The sequence below is a fragment of the Streptomyces sp. NPDC045955 genome (genome assembly GCF_056430805.1).
On sequence record NZ_JBWKKY010000002.1, the window covers coordinates 336,570 to 351,978 of the forward strand.

Annotated in this window: 16 protein-coding genes and 1 pseudogene; 7 read left to right on the forward strand and 10 right to left on the reverse strand. The window is 72.6% G+C overall.

Features of this window, described 5'->3' with window-relative positions:
• Positions 1-208: 208 nt before the first annotated feature.
• The 4 genes and pseudogenes from AC07F0_RS04885 to AC07F0_RS04900 all read left to right on the forward strand — a co-directional run bounded on the left by AC07F0_RS04885 (position 209) and on the right by AC07F0_RS04900 (position 2,364).
• A complete protein-coding gene (locus AC07F0_RS04885) occupies positions 209-769 on the forward strand; it encodes a tellurite resistance TerB family protein (protein ID WP_478974282.1) in 561 nt (186 codons plus the stop codon).
• Between the two features lie 175 nt (positions 770-944).
• A pseudogene (locus AC07F0_RS04890) lies at positions 945-1,223 on the forward strand (serine hydrolase); the annotation flags it as partial.
• Positions 1,224-1,257: 34 nt separating this feature from the next.
• Complete coding sequence (locus AC07F0_RS04895) at positions 1,258-1,623, forward strand: DUF952 domain-containing protein (RefSeq protein WP_478974285.1); 366 nt, start codon at positions 1,258-1,260, stop codon at positions 1,621-1,623.
• A gap of 21 nt (positions 1,624-1,644) precedes the next feature.
• A complete protein-coding gene (locus AC07F0_RS04900; RefSeq protein ID WP_478974288.1) occupies positions 1,645-2,364 on the forward strand; it encodes a DUF4328 domain-containing protein in 720 nt (239 codons plus the stop codon).
• Positions 2,365-2,371: 7 nt separating this feature from the next.
• On the opposite strand, the gene AC07F0_RS04905 is transcribed toward AC07F0_RS04900, so the two are convergent.
• Both AC07F0_RS04905 and AC07F0_RS04910 read right to left on the reverse strand, forming a co-directional pair.
• Positions 2,372-3,250 (reverse strand): putative RNA methyltransferase, encoded by an 879-nt coding sequence (locus tag AC07F0_RS04905; RefSeq protein ID WP_478974290.1) that lies wholly within the window; start codon positions 3,248-3,250, stop codon positions 2,372-2,374.
• Between the two features lie 190 nt (positions 3,251-3,440).
• Positions 3,441-4,997: a carbohydrate-binding protein gene (locus AC07F0_RS04910; protein ID WP_478974293.1), complete on the reverse strand. Its 1,557-nt coding sequence runs from the start codon at positions 4,995-4,997 to the stop codon at positions 3,441-3,443.
• Positions 4,998-5,167: 170 nt separating this feature from the next.
• On the opposite strand from AC07F0_RS04910, the gene AC07F0_RS04915 reads away from it, so the two are divergent.
• The 3 genes from AC07F0_RS04915 to AC07F0_RS04925 are packed head-to-tail and all read left to right on the forward strand — an operon-like array spanning position 5,168 to position 6,919.
• Complete coding sequence (locus AC07F0_RS04915) at positions 5,168-6,187, forward strand: cytochrome c oxidase assembly protein (protein WP_478974296.1); 1,020 nt, start codon at positions 5,168-5,170, stop codon at positions 6,185-6,187.
• Positions 6,174-6,455 carry a hypothetical protein gene (locus AC07F0_RS04920; RefSeq protein WP_478974299.1) on the forward strand — a complete coding sequence of 94 codons (282 nt, stop codon included), beginning with the start codon at positions 6,174-6,176 and terminating at the stop codon, positions 6,453-6,455. Before AC07F0_RS04915 ends, AC07F0_RS04920 begins: the two co-directional genes overlap by 14 nt.
• Positions 6,389-6,919 (forward strand): methyltransferase domain-containing protein, encoded by a 531-nt coding sequence (locus tag AC07F0_RS04925; protein WP_478974302.1) that lies wholly within the window; start codon positions 6,389-6,391, stop codon positions 6,917-6,919. The genes AC07F0_RS04920 and AC07F0_RS04925 overlap by 67 nt, the downstream gene beginning before the upstream one ends.
• Here the strand turns inward: AC07F0_RS04925 and AC07F0_RS04930 are convergent.
• The 8 genes from AC07F0_RS04930 to AC07F0_RS04965 all read right to left on the reverse strand — a co-directional run bounded on the left by AC07F0_RS04930 (position 6,892) and on the right by AC07F0_RS04965 (position 15,350).
• Positions 6,892-7,401, reverse strand: coding sequence for a hypothetical protein (locus AC07F0_RS04930; RefSeq protein WP_478974305.1), 510 nt, complete (start codon positions 7,399-7,401; stop codon positions 6,892-6,894). The two genes, AC07F0_RS04925 and AC07F0_RS04930, sit on opposite strands and share 28 nt — an antisense overlap.
• The gene (locus AC07F0_RS04935; protein WP_478974308.1) at positions 7,385-7,876 is read right to left on the reverse strand and encodes an RNA polymerase sigma factor; all 492 of its coding nucleotides are present in this window, start codon (positions 7,874-7,876) and stop codon (positions 7,385-7,387) included. Before AC07F0_RS04935 ends, AC07F0_RS04930 begins: the two co-directional genes overlap by 17 nt.
• The gene (locus tag AC07F0_RS04940; protein ID WP_478974311.1) at positions 7,873-8,514 is read right to left on the reverse strand and encodes a class F sortase; all 642 of its coding nucleotides are present in this window, start codon (positions 8,512-8,514) and stop codon (positions 7,873-7,875) included. The genes AC07F0_RS04935 and AC07F0_RS04940 overlap by 4 nt, the downstream gene beginning before the upstream one ends.
• On the reverse strand, positions 8,511-8,918 hold the full coding sequence (locus AC07F0_RS04945) for a sortase-dependent protein (RefSeq protein WP_478974314.1): 408 nt from the start codon (positions 8,916-8,918) through the stop codon (positions 8,511-8,513). The genes AC07F0_RS04940 and AC07F0_RS04945 overlap by 4 nt, the downstream gene beginning before the upstream one ends.
• Before the next feature lie 290 nt (positions 8,919-9,208).
• Positions 9,209-9,847, reverse strand: coding sequence for a response regulator (locus tag AC07F0_RS04950; protein WP_436728206.1), 639 nt, complete (start codon positions 9,845-9,847; stop codon positions 9,209-9,211).
• Complete coding sequence (locus AC07F0_RS04955) at positions 9,844-11,046, reverse strand: sensor histidine kinase (RefSeq protein ID WP_478974316.1); 1,203 nt, start codon at positions 11,044-11,046, stop codon at positions 9,844-9,846. The genes AC07F0_RS04950 and AC07F0_RS04955 overlap by 4 nt, the downstream gene beginning before the upstream one ends.
• A gap of 5 nt (positions 11,047-11,051) precedes the next feature.
• Positions 11,052-13,256 (reverse strand): MMPL family transporter, encoded by a 2,205-nt coding sequence (locus AC07F0_RS04960; protein WP_478974319.1) that lies wholly within the window; start codon positions 13,254-13,256, stop codon positions 11,052-11,054.
• Positions 13,257-13,367: 111 nt separating this feature from the next.
• The gene (locus AC07F0_RS04965; RefSeq protein WP_478974322.1) at positions 13,368-15,350 is read right to left on the reverse strand and encodes a glycoside hydrolase family 97 protein; all 1,983 of its coding nucleotides are present in this window, start codon (positions 15,348-15,350) and stop codon (positions 13,368-13,370) included.
• Positions 15,351-15,409: the final 59 nt, after the last annotated feature.

A 15,409-nucleotide genomic window follows, 5' to 3' on the forward strand; every position in this document is an offset into this window, starting at 1 on the left:
GCGGCGTCACAGCGCCTCACAGCACGTCAGCGCGGCTGCCCGCACCCGGTCACCGGGTGCGGGCAGCCGCCGTTTCGGCGGTGAGAGAAGCAGACGGTGAGAGAGGGGCGCGTTTTGCGGAACCTTTGCCCGGGGCTCGGGCGTTGGTCCGGTGAGCGCGCGGGAGCGGGTTCGCGAGATGACTTCCGACGATTACCGAGGTGACTCCATGGCAGTCTGGGACCGGCTCAAGGACCAGGCCAAGGCTCTCCAGCAGAATCAGGGCGGGCGGGGCGCCACCGCTGGCCACAGCGGCGGGCACAGCGGGGGGACGCGGTCCGGCGGTGGCAGCAAGGCCCAGTTGATCGGAGTGCTGAAGACACAGCTCGGCTCGCTGAAGACCGAGCTGAAGAGCGGTGCGTACCGGGACGCGAGCATGGCGGTCTGCGCGCTGGTCGCGGCGGCCGACGGGCAGGTGGACCCGGCCGAGCGGCAGCAGGTCGAGTCGATGATCCTGAGCAACGACGTGCTGCAGAACTTCCCGCCGGAGCAGCTGCGGCAGCGTTTCAACAAGCACGTGGACCAGCTGACGATGAACTTCCAGCACGGCAAGGCCGAGGCCATGCAGGAGATCGCCAAGACCGCCAAGAAGCCCACGGAGGCCAGGGCCGTGATCCAGACCGGCATGGTCATCGCCGGTGCCGACGGCCACTTCTCCCAGGCCGAGGCGCAGGTCCTGCGCGAGGCCTGCGCGGCGCTGGGGCTGTCCGCGGCGGAGTTCCAGCTCTGAGCCCCGGCTCTCGCTCCGAGCTCTGAGCCCGGCTCTCGGCCCGAGCTCTGAGTTCCAGCTCTCATCAGCGACCGGCTCGGTCCCCTGCCCGGGCCGGTCGTCCGCCGCCTGCTCGGTGAGAGGAGCACCAGGCATGCCCGCAGACGGGCCCGCCTCGTCCCGCCGCGCCTCCCGGCCGCCGCGGCGTTACCTGCTGACGGACTGGCTCTCGCACAACGCCACCGCGGTCGGCGCCCGGCGCATCCGGGCCGGGCTGCCCAAGGGCTGGCAGGTGGCCGACAAGACCGGCACGGGCAACTACGGCAGGACCGACGACATCGCGCTCGTCCGTCCGCCCCGCATCGCCCCACTCGTCCTGGCCGTTATGACCGACCGGCCCGGCTACGACGCCGAACCCTCCGACGCCCTGATCGCCGAAGCCACCGCACGCACCGTCACGGCCCTGGGGTTCTGAAGGTCCCTGGGCCCCGGTGGCCTATAACGGGGCCATGATCTACCACTCCGTACCGCTCACCGACTGGCACGCCGCCCCCGACGGGCCGTACGCACCCGCTTCCCTCGCCGAGGAGGGCTTCGTGCACTGCTCGCCGGACGAGCCGACCACGCTCGCCGTCGTCAACGCCTTCTACCGGGACGCGCCCCGGCCCCTGCTGGTACTCGCCCTCGACGAGACCCGCCTCACCGCACGGGTGGAGTGGGAGGCGGCGGACCCCGCCCCGCCGCCCGGGGTCGACGAGGGCACCCTCTTCCCGCACGTGTACGGCCCCCTCGACCGGGACGCCGTCGACCACGTCCTGGAGGTGCGGTGGGACGAGCAGGGCCGGGCCGTGGGGCTCGGGGACACGAACGGGTGAGCGGTACGACAGGATGACCCGGTGAACGAACCGGAAACCCCCGTCACCGACAAGACCCCCGCAGCCACGCCGGGCCCCGCCCCCGCCCCGGGATCCGCCCTGCGCCCGGTCCATGGCGCGGCCCGCTGTGCCGTCGCCGCGCTCGGCCTCGCCGCGCTGGCCTGGGCGGCCCGGGCGGTCTGGCACATCCGGCTCGCCCTGACCGGGCAGCCGGCCTCAGGACCGCCGGATCAGGGCGGCGGCGCCCACCGCCCGCTGACCGCCCTGGAGGACTCCTACCACCTGGTCAGCACCGTGGGCGCCGCCGTCACGGTGGTCTGCGCGCTCGTGTTCCTGTCCTGGCTGGACCGCGTGCGGGACAACGCCCGCGTCCTGTCGGGCGCGCAACCGCGGTACGCGAATCTCTGGCTCTTCCTGGGCTGGATCGTCCCCGTGGTGAACCTGTGGATACCCCGGGGCATCGTCGCGGACGTCCACCGGTCCGTCTTCCCCGACCGGCCGCTGCCGGCCGTCGTGAACTGGTGGTGGGGCCTGTGGCTGGCCGGTCTGGCCGGTGGTGTGGGCGTCGTCCACGCCGACTCCACGGACGAGGTCATCGCCCGCGCCTACACCGACGTCCTGCCCCTGCTCGCCGCCGACGCGGTGATCGTGGCGGCGGCCGGGACCGCCGCCCTGATGATCCGCACGCTCACGACGGCACAGCAGCAGCGCATGGACGAAGCCGCACGCCCCGGTGCCTGAGCGGCCCCTAACGTGCCCGAGGCCGGTACACCGACACCACGAACGAGGCGGTCACCCGCACCGGCACCGCCAACTCCGCCAGCTGTCGCCGCAGTTCCTCGTCCCCGACGTGATGCGCGGACGGACTCATCGTCACCAGACCGGTGACGTCCTCGGCGCTGAGGCTCATGGCGTACTCCAGCGACTCGGCGCGCTCGTGCCGGAAGCGGTCCGCCAGAGTCCGGCGCAGGCGCTCCTCCTTCCTGGGGTCGACGTCCAGCAGCCCCACGGACCGGCGCAGTTCGCGCAGATGCCGGTCGCTGGGCGTGACGACGAGCAGGGCGCCGTCCGGCCGCAGGACACGGTGGAACTCCGGCCCGTTGCGGGGCGCGAACACGTTGAGCACGAGATGGGCGCAGCCGGACCGGACCGGCCACGGCTGCCAGACGTCCCAGCCGACGGCCTCACCGCGGGCGTGGGCGCGGGCCGCGGCGCGCAGGGCGTGCGCCGAGCTGTCCAGCCCGAGCCCCATGGCCCCGGGGAGCGCGTCCAGCACCGACGCGAGGTAGTGCCCGGTGCCCGCCCCGGCGTCCAGCACGACGGCGTCGGGCGGGGCGAGTTCCGTGGCGAGCCGCGCGAGGGTACGGGCGAGCGGGTCGTAGTGCCCGGCCCGGAGGAACGCGCCGCGGCACCTGACCATGTCGGCCAAGTCGGCGCTCGCGGCCCGCCGGTGGCCGGTCATCAGACCGACGTAGCCGTGGCGGGCGATGTCGAAGGTGTGCCGGCCCGCGCACCGCAGCGTGCCGTCGGCGCGTTCCAGGCCCGAGGGGCACAGGGGGCAGGTCAGGACGGTCAGCAGCCGGTCGGACGGGCGGTGTCGGCCGGTTCCCGCAGGGGTGGTCGGCATGGATGCTCCTCGACAGCCCGGGGGGACAAGGCGCCCCGGCCGAGCTGGATAAAGGCGGTGGACGGAGAGTCGTCGGCGCCCGCGGACGGCGGGCACGCCGAGGACGGCGACGTGATCGGCTCACGTCGCCGTCCTCACCGCGGTGTCAGAGGAAGCAGTGCGGAATGCCGGTGCATGCCATACGGCCAGGCTACCGGCTGCCGCCGAACGTCACGACGAGCCGCCCGTCCGAGCCGAACGACCAGCGCAGGGCCCCGGCGTAGGAGGAGCAGCGGGAGCCGTTCGAGCCGGACCAGAACTGGTTCGAGCTGTCCGAGTTTCCGATGATCCGGTCGTTCGACCCGCTGTCGCACGAGGTGTTGTTCCGGAACACCGACGTGCTGCCCGAGTCGAAGTTGAAGTTGCGCTGCTCGTTGCCGACGCTCACGTTGTCCGAGATCTGCATCGCGCCGGTGTTGCTGTTGTAGGTGAAGCCGTGCTTGCCGTTCTGGTAGGCGATGCTGCGCCGGACGACGTGGTTGACGCCGATGTCGTCGCCGCCGAGCTTGTAGCCGTTGCGGTCGCCGTTACCGGCCTGGGAGCCGTCGCTGAGGGTGCCGTTGTCGTAGGCGAGGGAGTCCTCGATGGTCACCGCGCCGATGGGTCCGGTGTCCGTCTTGGTGTAGAGGTCGTAGCCGTCGTCGATGTTGTTGTGGGCGACGGTGTAGCGGAAGACGTTGCCGGGGCCGACGGTGAGCTTCGGGGCGAAGCCGTCGGCGTCCTCGCCGTCGGAGTCGACGTTGTCGTGCGACTGCGCGCTCAGGATCAGGTTGCCGGACGGCCACTGGTCCTTGGGCGCGCTGGAGAGCGCCCGCGAGAGCTGGAGCCCCGAGTCGCGGTTGAAGCGGGTCACCGTGCGCTCGATGACGTTGTTGCTGCCGCTGAGGAAGATGCCGTTGTCACCGGCCCGTTCGACGACGATGCCCTTGACGTGCCAGTACGACGCGTTGACGGCGAGACCCCGGTTGGCCGGGTCCTCGCTCTGGGCGGAGAAGTTCAGCACGGGGGTCTCGCCCGGGTAGGCGAACAGTTCCGTGCGGTCGCCGGACGTGCCGTTCCTGCCCGCCGGGATGGTGACGGTCTGGGAGTAGCGGTACGTGCCACCGCGCAGGTAGATCGTCCCGCCCGCGGCAACGCGGCTGATCGCCGAGGTGAGGGTCGTGGGGTTCGACTCCGTACCGGCCGCGCCGTCCGTGCCGCCCGGGGACACGTAAAGGACCGGGCCGGTGGGCTGCGGGTCGCTGCCGCTCGTCTCGACGTCGACGTAGTCGATGTTGGGCAGGCCGGCGGAGGTGGTCGGGGCGAGCCGGACGGTGTTGCTGCCCGACCGCAGCGGCACGGTGAGCGTCTTGGTCGCCCAGGTGTTCCAGGCGCCGGTGCCCTCGAAGGACGCGGTCGTGGTGCCGTTGACGACGAGGTTCGCGGCGCGTGCGGCGGTCGTGCCGTTGGCGAAGCGGACCTTCAGGGTCGCCGTGCCGGCGGTGGACGCGGTCACGGTGAACTGGGCGTAGCCGCCGGTTCCGTTGTCACCGTTGCAGAAACCGCTGCCGGAGTATCCGGCCCAGTTCGATTCGATGGCGCCGGCGCAGACGGCCGGCGATGTCTCGGCCTCGTACCGGACGGTCGCCGCCTGTGCCGTGTTCCCGGACAGTGCGACGAGGCTGCCGGCCAGGAGGCCGACGGACGCGATCACTGGTCTCAGGTGCATCTTCGTCTCCAGAGTGTGAGAGCGGACGCAGGGGACTGGCTGGGGTAAGCGCTTTCTGGGAACGTAGAAGCCTGCCGTGAACGCGTCAATAGACGTGTACATGATTCTCATTCATGTTCATGAACGCGCGGCCGTCCGCCCTCTTAACTTCGACGGCTACCGTCCGGCCCGTGAGCGAACTGTCGGCTGTGTACCTGCCGGAGCTGACCGCCGGGCGGCTGCTGGGTTCCTGGCGGCTGGATGTGCCCGCGCTGCTGCTGGTCGTCCTCCTGGGCGCGCTCTACGGCCTCGGTGTCGCGCGCGTCCGCGGCCGGGGCGGCTCCTGGCCGCTCACGCGCCTGGTCGCGTTCGTCCTCCTCGGGCTGGGCACGATCGTCGTGGCCACGATGTCCGGGCTGGCCGTCTACGACCATGAACTGTTCTGGCCCGCCGCCGTGCAGAACGTCGCCCTCGACCTGCTCGCACCGCTGGGCCTCGCCCTCGGCGACCCCCTGCGGCTCGCGGTCGAGGCGCTGCCGGAGGGCGGTGCGGACCGCGTGCGGCGGGTCATGACCGGCCGACTGGTCAGGACACTGACGTTCCCCCTGGTCAGCACGGTCCTGGTGCTGGCCACGGAACTGACCGTCTACTTCACACCGTACTTCGCCACCGCACTGCGCGTCGGCTGGCTGCACGAGCTGATGTATCTCCATCTGCTGGCGGCCGGCTGCCTGTTCGTCCTGCCCGTGCTCACCCGCGAACAGGCCCTGCCCGCCTGGTGCACCCACCCCGTCCGGGCGGCCCTGGTCTTCCTGGACGGCATCGTCGACGCCCTCCCCGGGCTCGTGGTCATGACGCACGGCACCCTGATCGCGGGAGCCTGGTACCTGCACCACGCGCCGCCCTGGTCCCCCGACGTCCGCCACGACCAGCAGATCGGCGGCGGCGCCATGCTGGGGATCGCCGAACTGGCCGCCCTGCCCTTCCTGCTGACGATCCTCGCCCAGTGGTCTCGCGCCGAGCGCGCCCAGTCGGCGGCACTGGACCGCCGGCTGGACGGCGAACTCACCCCGGCTGCCCCGGAGTCCGGGGGCGGACCGGTTCCCGAACTCGTGCGGCCCTGGTGGGAGACCGAGAAGAGCGAGGTGGCGGAAAGGGTGCGACGGCAGGGGCACGGCGCTGGGCAGGCTGACCCGTATGGCGACCTATGACAGCCTCGGTACGGCCTACTCCCGGACGCGGCGGCCCGACCCGCGGATCGCCGCGCGGATCCATGCCGCGCTCGGCGACGGCATCACCAACGTCCTGAACGTCGGAGCGGGCACCGGCTCGTACGAACCACCACAGACGGTCCTCGCGGTCGAACCCAGCGGGTCATGCTCGACCAGCGGCCACCGGGAGCCGCACCCGGCGTGCGGGCCGTCGCGGAACACCTGCCGCTGCGGGACGGCGCCGTCGACGCCGCCATGGCACTGCTGACCGTCCACCACTGGTCCGACCCGGCGGCCGGGATCAGGGAGCTGCGCCAGGTGGCCCGCCGCCGTGTCGTCGTCCTGACCTGGGATCAGGAGGTCTTCCGGGAAAACTTCTGGCTGGTGCGGGAGTATCTCCCCGAGGCGGCCGCTTTCGACGACACCCGTGCCGTCCCCGCCGCCCGGCTGGCCGACCTGCTCGGCGGCGCACGGCAGGAGACGGTCCCCGTCCCCCACGACTGCACCGACGGGTTCGCCGCCGCGTACTGGCGCCGCCCCCACGCCTACCTCGACCCGCGGGTGCGGGCGGGGATCTCCCTGCTCGCCCAGACCGGCGAGGACGTCATCGCCCCGGGCCTGGCCCGGCTCGCGGACGACCTGACGAGCGGCCGCCGGCACACCCGGCACGCCGGGCTGCTCGCGCTGGACACCGTGGACGTGGGCTACCGGCTCCTGGTGGCCGACCTCTGATCCGTGTCCGGGGAAGCCGCCGACGGGACCGGCCGGGCCGGGGCCGGTGTCGCCGGCGTGGTGCGGGGCGCGGCTGTCGGGCGGGCGGCCTCGCCCGGGGCGCCGGGGCGGGTCGTGGCCGGGGCCGGGGCCGGGGCCTCGGACGCGGGCGCCGACGAAGGTGAAGGCGACGGCGTTGACGCCGAGGAAGAGGGAGTCGGTGCCGTGGTCGCGGGGGGCGCCATCGGGACCGTCGGGGAGCGGGCGGGCTCCGAGGCCGTGAGACGCAGGGGGAGGGCGATGAGGGCCGCCGCCGCGCAGCACAGGCCGGCCCCGGCCGCGGCGCGCAGCACCCGCCGCCGGGTCGCCCTGCGGCGGATCACCTCGTACTGGCCGGGGGGCGCGCCCAGGTAGTCGGGTGAGGAGGGCCGCAGGATCACGGCGAGCGGGTCGTCGGGGCCGGACTCCCGGTCGTCCCAGTCGTCGTCAAGGCGTGTGGTCAAGGCTTCTCCTCAGGTGGACGCGGAGCAGTTCCCGGGCCGCGTGCAGGTCGGCCTTGACGGTTCCTTCCTTCCGCCCGGTCAGTACGGACACCTCCCGGATCGGCATGTCAGCGTAGTAGTGAAGGAGGATCGGGACGCGGAGTCGTTCCGGGAGCGACTGCACGAGCAGGCGCACCGAAGGGTCGGCCTGCTCGGGGTGGGGCCGTACGGCGGCTTCCGAGGTGACGCGGTGCATGGCCCTGCGCTCGCGCTCCAGTTTGCGCCAGTGGTCCCGCACGAGGTTGGCCGCGGTGACGTAGAGGAAACCGCGGGGCTCCTCCACCTTCGTCCAGCGGGCCCACAGCCGGGTGAACGCCTCCGAGGAGATCTCGTGCGCCGTCTCGTCGTCGTCGACGAGCCGGCGGCACCAGCCGGCCAGGCGCGGGTAGAGGGCGGCGAACAGCTCGGACGCGGCCTTCTCACGGGACCGTTTCAACGCTCTCCAGGGGTGGTGGTCTCGGTGCCGCTCAGCGCGGCGAACACGATCACGTTGTCCGCGTATCCGTCGCCGGTACGCGCTCCGCCGCACGTGATCAGCCGCAGCTCCGGGCGGTCCACGTTCCCGTAGACGTCGTCCACCGGGAAGCGGGTTCTGGGGACGGTCCGTACCGCCGTGACGGCGAACTCCGCCGCCGTGCCGTTCTCCAGGCGCGCCACGATCCGGTCGCCGCGACGCAGCTCGGTGAGGCGGCGGAAGACGCCGCCGCCGTACCTGCCGACCGTGACGTGCCCGAGGATCACCGACGGGCCGGTCTGGCCCGGTGTCGGCGAGTGCCGGTACCAGCCCGCCCGGTCGTCCGCCGTCACCGGCGGCACCCGTACGGTGCCGTCCGGGGCCAGGCCCAGCCGGAGGACCGGGGTGTCGACACCGATGGCCGGGACCAGCAGCCGGACCGGGACCGAACGGGCCAGCGGACGCGGCTGGGTGGCCGGGACCGTCCGGTGCGGGGGCCGCGGCTGTGGTGCGGTGGTCCCGGACTCCGGCGCCGTCCCCTTGGTCCCCTGGCCTGCGCAGGCCGTGAGCAGGGACGCCAGAGCCGCCGTGGTGAACGCGCGCCTGGAGAACGTGGTCATGCCCCGGTCGCCCGGCGACGCCGCACGACGACAAACGTCCCGCCGCCCAGGGCGAGCACCGCGGCGGCGCCCGCGCCGACCGCCGTGCCGCCGACGCCGGAGTCCGAAGACGCCTCGGTCACACCGGTGTCGGGCGCGCCGCTCGGCACGACGGAGACCTGGTCGTCGTCATCGGCTGGTGCGGGAGCCGGCGCGGCGCTCTGCGCCGGGCGGGAGCCGGTCTGGCCGCGGGTCGGCTCGGCGGGGGCGGCCGTCGGTTGGGCGCTCTCCGCCGGCCGAGGGGTGGGCGCGGCGGCCGTCGGGACCGGGCTAGGGGTCGTCGCCTCGCTCGCGAACGCGGGGCCGGTGCCCAGGAGTACGGCGGTGCCCGCGAGGGCCAGGGCGGTGAGGACGGTTCGGCGCATGGGAACGCTCTCCTTCGTCGGTCCCGCCCGGTGGAGGGCGGGGTGCGTGACGGGTCGAGCGGAGAGACGAGGCGGCCGGGGGGCGGGTTGTAAAGAGATGGCAAAGCCCGTGAAGTCCCGACCCCGCGCGGGGTCCCGTCCGCGCCAGGTGAGTGCTGATTTCACCGACCTCGCGAACGGGGGCTCCCCGCCTTCCCACGGGCCGCTTTCCCACGGGCCGCTTTCCCACGGGCCGATTTCCTTCTGGCTGGGCCCGCGTGGTGGGCATCGGGTCATGACGGTCCAACGGCTCAAGGTCTGTGCAGCAGGCCCCGTTCCATCGCCACCACCACCGCCCTCGTGCGGTCGTTGACGTCGAGCTTGGCGAACAGACGGAGCAGATGGGTCTTCACCGTGGCCTCGGCGATGACCAGGCGGCGGCCGATCTCGGCGTTGGTGAGGCCGTCCGCGACCGCGTTCAGGACGTCCGCCTCCCGGGCGGTGAGCGGGATCTGGGCGGGCTGGCGCATGCGGGCGACCAGGCGTTCGGCGACCCGGGGCGCGAGCACCGTCTCCCCGCGTGCCGCCGCGTGGATCGCGTCGGCCAGTTGCTCACGGGTGGTGTCCTTGAGGAGGTAGCCGATCGCCCCGGCCTCCACCGCGCGCTCGATCTCCGCGTCCGTGTCGTACGTCGTCAGGATCAGCACCCGGGTGCGGGGGAAGCGCGCCACGATCGCGGTCGTGGTGTCCACGCCGTCCAGGACCGGCATCCGCAGGTCGACCAGGGCGACATCGGGCTCGTGGCGCTCGACGAGGGCGAGGGCCGCGCGGCCGTCGCCGGCCTCGCCGACGATCTCGATGCCGGTCTCGGAGGCGAGGAGGGCCACCACTCCGGCCCGCATGACGGTGTGGTCGTCCACGACGATGATGCGCAGAGCGCCGCCCGTCATGCCGTCGCCCCGCTCTCCGAGGCGGTCGGCGGTATCAGCGCCAGCACCCGCGTCCCGTCGCCCACCGAACTCGTCACCGTCAGTCTCCCGCCCAGCTCCGCCAGCCGTTTGCGCATGCCGTCCAGGCCGAAGCCCGACGACGACTCCACCACGAACCCGGCCCCGTCGTCGGTGATCTCGAGCTCCACGCCGTACGGCTGCCGGGCCAGCACCACCCCGACCGTGGAGGCGCGGGCGTGCTTGCGCACGTTGGCCAGGGACTCCTGGGTGCAGCGCAGCAGCGCGATCCGGGTCTGCTGGTCGCACTCCAGGTCCGCCAGCTCGGCCTCCACGGCCAGGCCGGTGTCCTCCGCGAAACGGTCCAGGGTCCGGCGCAGGGTCTGCGCCACCGAACCGGCGGCCGCCTGGCCGGGCCGCTGGGGCGAGCCGACCAGCTCCCGGGCCTCGGCGAGGTTCTCCCGGGCCGTCGACTCGATCGACCGCAACTGCTGGGCGCTGCGCGCCGGTTCGGAGTCGAGCCCCGCCCGGGCCGCCTCGGCCAGCACGATGATCGAGGCGAAGCCCTGCGCGAGGGTGTCGTGGATCTCGCGTGCCATCCGCTCCCGCTCGTCCGCCGCGCCCTGCCGCTGGTGCGCCTCGGACAACTCGGCCTGCGCCTGCTCCAGTTCGGTGATCAGCCGCGCCCGCTCGGCGCTCTGCCCGACCACCGAATGGGCCCAGAGCCCGATCAGCACCCCTACGGCGACGACGATCAGCGTGGACACGAGCGTCACGGTGAAGAACTCCACCGACCAGCCCTGCCGCAGCACGCTCCCGGCACCGGTGGCGGCCGTGGCGAGCCCCAGGAAGGTCATCGAGGCCCTCGGCGTCCGCCCGAACATCCAGTAGTGCGGCAGCGTCACCATGAACAGCGCCGCGTAGTTGCCCCGCAGATACGCCAGCCCGCCCAGCGCGGCCACCAGCACCGACAGATAGAGGTGCGGCCGTACGACCGGATTGGCCGGGAAGCGGTCCAGGACCGCGTACGACAGCATCACCGCGCCCAGCAGCGCCAGCGCCGCGTACTTGCTCCCGCCGGGCCGGTCCATGGCGACCAGCCCGACGGCCATCACGGCGAACAGCAGCCAGAACACCGTGTTCCAGCGGCGCAGCGACGTGGCCCAGAGGGCGTCGGGGGCGGCCCCGGCGAGAGCGGTCATGCCGCTCAACGTACGTCGACCGCCGGGCGGGAGGGAGACCTTTTCTCCGGGCCGGCCGTCGCCCGGCGCCCCGGGCGCGAGGGCCACCAGCTCGCCTCGCCCAGCAGCAGCATCGCCGCCGGCAGCACCATGACCCGGACCACGAACGCGTCGATCAGCACGGCCGCCGCCAGCACGAAGCCCATCTGCTTCATCTCGATGATGTGCAGGAAGACGAAGCTGGCGAACACCGTCGTCATCACCACCGCCGCGCTGGTCACCACGCTCGCCGAGGAGCGGATCCCGTCCAGCACGGCCTGCCGCGTGGGCACGCCCGCGAGCGCCGCCTCCCGGATGCGGCTCACCACGAACACCTGGTAGTCCATCGACAGACCGAACAGGATCACGAAGAGGAACAGCGGCACACGCGACCCGATCGACCCGGTGGACCGGAAGTCCAGCAGCCCCTCGGCCCACGTCCCCTGGAAGACCAGCACGAGCAGCCCGAGCGCCGCCGCCGCGGACAGCAGGTTCAGGGCGACGCCGAGGAGCCCTAGCACCACCGAACGGAAGGCGTACACGGTCATCGCGAACGTCACCAGCAGCAACGCGCCCAGCACCAGGGGCAGTTTGCCGTTCTGGTGGGCGGGATAGTCGGCGTAGCGGGCGACGTCCCCGGACACGCCGTACTCGGCGCCGGTGATCCGGCCGACGGTCGCGGGCAGGAAGCCGTCCCGCAGCCGGTCGAGGGAGTCGTACGCCTCGTCCGAGTTGCCGAGGTACGGCACCTGAAGTTCCAGGGTGTGGGTGCGGTCGTCGGCGGAGGCGCGGACCCGCGAGGCGCCGCTGAACAGCGGGTCGGCCTGCGCACGCCCGGCCACCTCGCGCAGCGCGGCGGAGACCTCCCCCGACCGCGAGGCGTCGGCACGCACGACGACCTGGTGGGTCACCCGCCGTTCCGGGAACGCCTCGTTGAGCCGGTCGTAGACCTGCATCGCGGGGATGTCGCGGGAGTGCGTGTCCCGGCTCATCTCGGTGATCTTCAGTCCGGCCAACGGGACGACGAGGGCGAGGAGCGCCACGACCGAGACGCACAGGGTCACCAGGGGATGCCGGGCCGCGGGCCGCAGCAGAGCACTCCACACCCGGCCGCCACTTGTCCCGCCGCGCACCCGGCGTGCGGGCTTTCCACGCTCGGCCCGCCGCAGTGCCCGGCGTTCCGCCCGCCGCCCCAGCCTGACGAGCAGCGCGGGCAGGGCCGTCAGCGAACTGGCCACCGACACCAGGACGACCACGATGGTGCCGGTCGCGAGGGAGGAGAAGATCACGTCGGAGGCCAGGTACAGCGTCGCCGTCGAGGCGACCACCGCGAACCCGGAGACCACGACCGCCCGGCCCGAGGTCGCGGCGGCCAGCTCCACCAGCGCCTCGGAGGAGAGCCGCCCGCCGGAACGGTCCCGTTCCTCCCGCTCGCGCTTGAGGTAGAAGAGCGTGTAGTCGACGCCGACCGCGAGGCCGATCATCAGGATGACGTTCGTGCCGACCCCGGCGTCGGGCGACACGTGCGAGACGACCATGGACAGCCCGACCGCCGCCGCGATCGACGACAGCGCCAGCAGCAGTGGCACCCCGGCCATGGTCACCGACCCGAACACCACCAGCAGCGTGAGCAGGGTGACCGGCAGGGTGATCGCCTCGGACAGGGCCAGGTCGTCACTGCGCTGCTGGTCGACTCCCTTGCTGACGGAGGGACTTCCGGTCTCCTCCAGCAGCAGCCCGGGATGGCCCTTCTGCACCGCCGCCGTCTGCGCCACGAGCGCGTCGACCTTGTCCTTCGCGTCCCGCTCCTCGCCCTTCAGCGCCACCTCGACCATCAGGATCCGTCTGTCCTCGGACAGCAACGGGTCGGCCACGCCCGCCACGTCGGGCAGCCGCCGCATCCGGTCGGTCAGATCGTCCGCGGCGGCTCGGGCGGCGCCCTCGTCGAGGGCACCCCCCGAGCGGGAGGAGATCAGCACCTGCTCGGCGGCCCTGCGCTCCAGATGCGCCTCGGCCGCCAGGGCCTCGGCACGGCCGGCCTCGCCGACCCGGTAGTCCGCCGTCTTCGCACTGTTCGTGCCGACGGCACTGCCGGCCCCCAGACACAGGGCCACGAACACCAGCCAGCCGGCGATCGCCCGCCAGGGGTGCCGCGCACTCCAGCGCGCCACCCGCACAGATAATGAGTTCATGCCCAAAAGCCTGGCTGGGCTGGGCAGTTGCCGGACAGAGGCAGGCGGTTGAACTTGCCGTCCACCGGCCGGTGGACCCGGACCCTGGGGAAAACCCCACCTTCTCCCGGATCAGCTCGGGGCCAGGACGACCGCCTGGCCGCCCGCCGGGGCCATGGCCACGTCGAGCGTGTCGGCGGCGGTGACGGTCCGGGTGCCGACCACGACGGGGGTCCGGAACGGGCTGGAGCCCGGGGTGCCGTCGGCGTAGACCGTCGCCGTGTAGCTGCCGCTGCCGAGGAAGGACAGGGGCAGGGACAGCGTCCTGGACGACTCGTTGGTCATCGCGCCCAGGTACCAGGTGGGGCCGCTGCGGCGGGCGACCGCGATGTACTCGCCGATCTCCCCGGCCAGGGTGCGGCTCTCGTCCCAGGTCACCGGCACGGCGTTGAACCACGGCAGGCCGGGCCAGTTCGCCGGGTTGTCGTACTTGGACGGCTTGTCGTACCAGAAGAGGAAGTTGAGGGGCTGGTAGTAGACGGCGGCCATCGCCATCTGGTGGGCGTTGGTCGTCTTGTCGCGGGACTGGCCGTAGCAGATCGTGTAGTCCATCGGGCCGCCGATGTTGCGGGCGAACGGCAGCGTCACGTTGTGGGTGGCGGTCGGGAACTGCTCGTTGCCGCGCACGCCTTCCAGGCTGATCCAGTTCGGGTACGTCCGCTCGTAGCCGAACGGCCGGACGTCGTCGTGCATGTCGATCAGCAGCCGGTACTTCGCGGCCGTCTTCGCCCAGTCGACGATCTGGTTGGTCATCGTCTGCGTGCCGTCGTTGATGAAGCCGAGCTTGATGCCGCGCACGCCCCAGCTCTTGTAGAGGCCGAAGAGGGAGTCCGCGTCGGTCAGCGCGAGCCGGTTGACGTAGAGGAAGACGCCGATGCCCTTGCCCGTGGCGTACGAGATGACCGACGGCAGGTCGATCGCGGCGATCGGCTTCGTCGCGTCCGGGGTGGTGAACTCCGGGCCGTACCAGCCGGCGTCGTACTCGATGTACTCCAGGCCGCGCGCCACGGCGAAGTCGACGCCCGCCAGGCCGGCGGCGGTCGAGAGCTCGCAGCGGAAGACCTTGCCGGGCTTGATCCAGGAGGTGTCGGGGAGGGCGTTCGGCGGCGCCAGGTTGAGCACCAGCTCGGCGTTGTCGACGAGTTCGGCGTGGGTGGCCCCGATCACCACCGCGCGCCAGGGCGTGGCGAAGGGCGTGGTGACGGTGGAGGTCGTCTCCACCGGGCCGGTGCCGCGGGCGGTGTGCTCCATCAGGAAGGCGGCGAGGGTGTTCGGCTCGCCGGCCACGGAACCCAGCATCAGCCGCGGGTAGTCGAAGCGCGAGGACTCGCAGACGCAGGCGATGAGCCCGCCGGTGAGGGTGGCGGTGAGCGGGAGGTCGGTGAGCGGGCCGTTGTCCGTGGTGGAGGTGCCGGTGACGGGTAGGGAACCCGGCGCGACCGGCTCGTAGGCGTTCTCGTCGCGGGCGCTGTAGACGGTGGTGCCGTCGGGGAAGGCGAACGTCGTCAGCTCGTCGGCGACGGTGGCGGAGCCCTCGTCGAGGAGGACGTAGCGTAGGGCGACGCCGGTCCTGTACGCGCGGACCTGGACGCCGAAGCGGATGCCCGAGGCCCGGTCGACCAGGTCCCAGCGCTGTTCCTGGTAGTGGTCGGTGACGGTCGCGTTGCGGCCGTAGACCGGGGTCCAGGTGGTGCGGTGGGTGCCGTACCGCTCCCGGACCACCCGGACGTCGGCGCCGAGGACGGTGCCGTCGCCGAGCCTGAGGCCCAGGGCCGAGGTGTCGATCACCGTGCGGCCGTTGCGGCGGGCGGACCAGCGCAGGGCGCCGTCCGCCAGGGACAGGGTGACGGAGGTGCCGCCCATCCGGGCGGTGACGCTCTGCGGGCGGTCCTGCCGGTCGTCCTCGGCCCAGGCGGGCCGGGTCGTGGCGATCCCGGCCGCGGCCAGTCCAGCGGTGACGGCCGCGCCCTTGAGCACGACCCGGCGGGAGGCGGGCGCCGGGCGGCCGGCCGTTCTGTCCGCAGCGGGCTCTTCCCGGTCTCCAGAGGCTCTCATCGGGGGGACCTTCCCTTGCGGTAAGTGGTAGTAACCGGTTTCTGCGAGTGCAGTTCTAC

Excerpts from the sequence above, each read along its gene's own strand:
- AC07F0_RS04885 (WP_478974282.1), top strand. The coding sequence starts at position 209 with ATGGCAGTCTGGGACCGGCTCAAGGACCAGGCCAAGGCTCTCCAGCAG.
- AC07F0_RS04895 (WP_478974285.1), top strand. The coding sequence starts at position 1,258 with ATGATCTACCACTCCGTACCGCTCACCGACTGGCACGCCGCCCCCGAC.
- AC07F0_RS04905 (WP_478974290.1), bottom strand. The coding sequence starts at position 3,250 with ATGCCGACCACCCCTGCGGGAACCGGCCGACACCGCCCGTCCGACCGG.
- AC07F0_RS04910 (WP_478974293.1), bottom strand. The coding sequence starts at position 4,997 with ATGCACCTGAGACCAGTGATCGCGTCCGTCGGCCTCCTGGCCGGCAGC.
- AC07F0_RS04920 (WP_478974299.1), top strand. The coding sequence starts at position 6,174 with ATGGCGACCTATGACAGCCTCGGTACGGCCTACTCCCGGACGCGGCGG.
- AC07F0_RS04940 (WP_478974311.1), bottom strand. The coding sequence starts at position 8,514 with ATGACCACGTTCTCCAGGCGCGCGTTCACCACGGCGGCTCTGGCGTCC.
- AC07F0_RS04945 (WP_478974314.1), bottom strand. The coding sequence starts at position 8,918 with ATGCGCCGAACCGTCCTCACCGCCCTGGCCCTCGCGGGCACCGCCGTA.
- AC07F0_RS04950 (WP_436728206.1), bottom strand. The coding sequence starts at position 9,847 with ATGACGGGCGGCGCTCTGCGCATCATCGTCGTGGACGACCACACCGTC.
- AC07F0_RS04955 (WP_478974316.1), bottom strand. The coding sequence starts at position 11,046 with ATGACCGCTCTCGCCGGGGCCGCCCCCGACGCCCTCTGGGCCACGTCG.
- AC07F0_RS04960 (WP_478974319.1), bottom strand. The coding sequence starts at position 13,256 with ATGAACTCATTATCTGTGCGGGTGGCGCGCTGGAGTGCGCGGCACCCC.
- AC07F0_RS04965 (WP_478974322.1), bottom strand. The coding sequence starts at position 15,350 with ATGAGAGCCTCTGGAGACCGGGAAGAGCCCGCTGCGGACAGAACGGCC.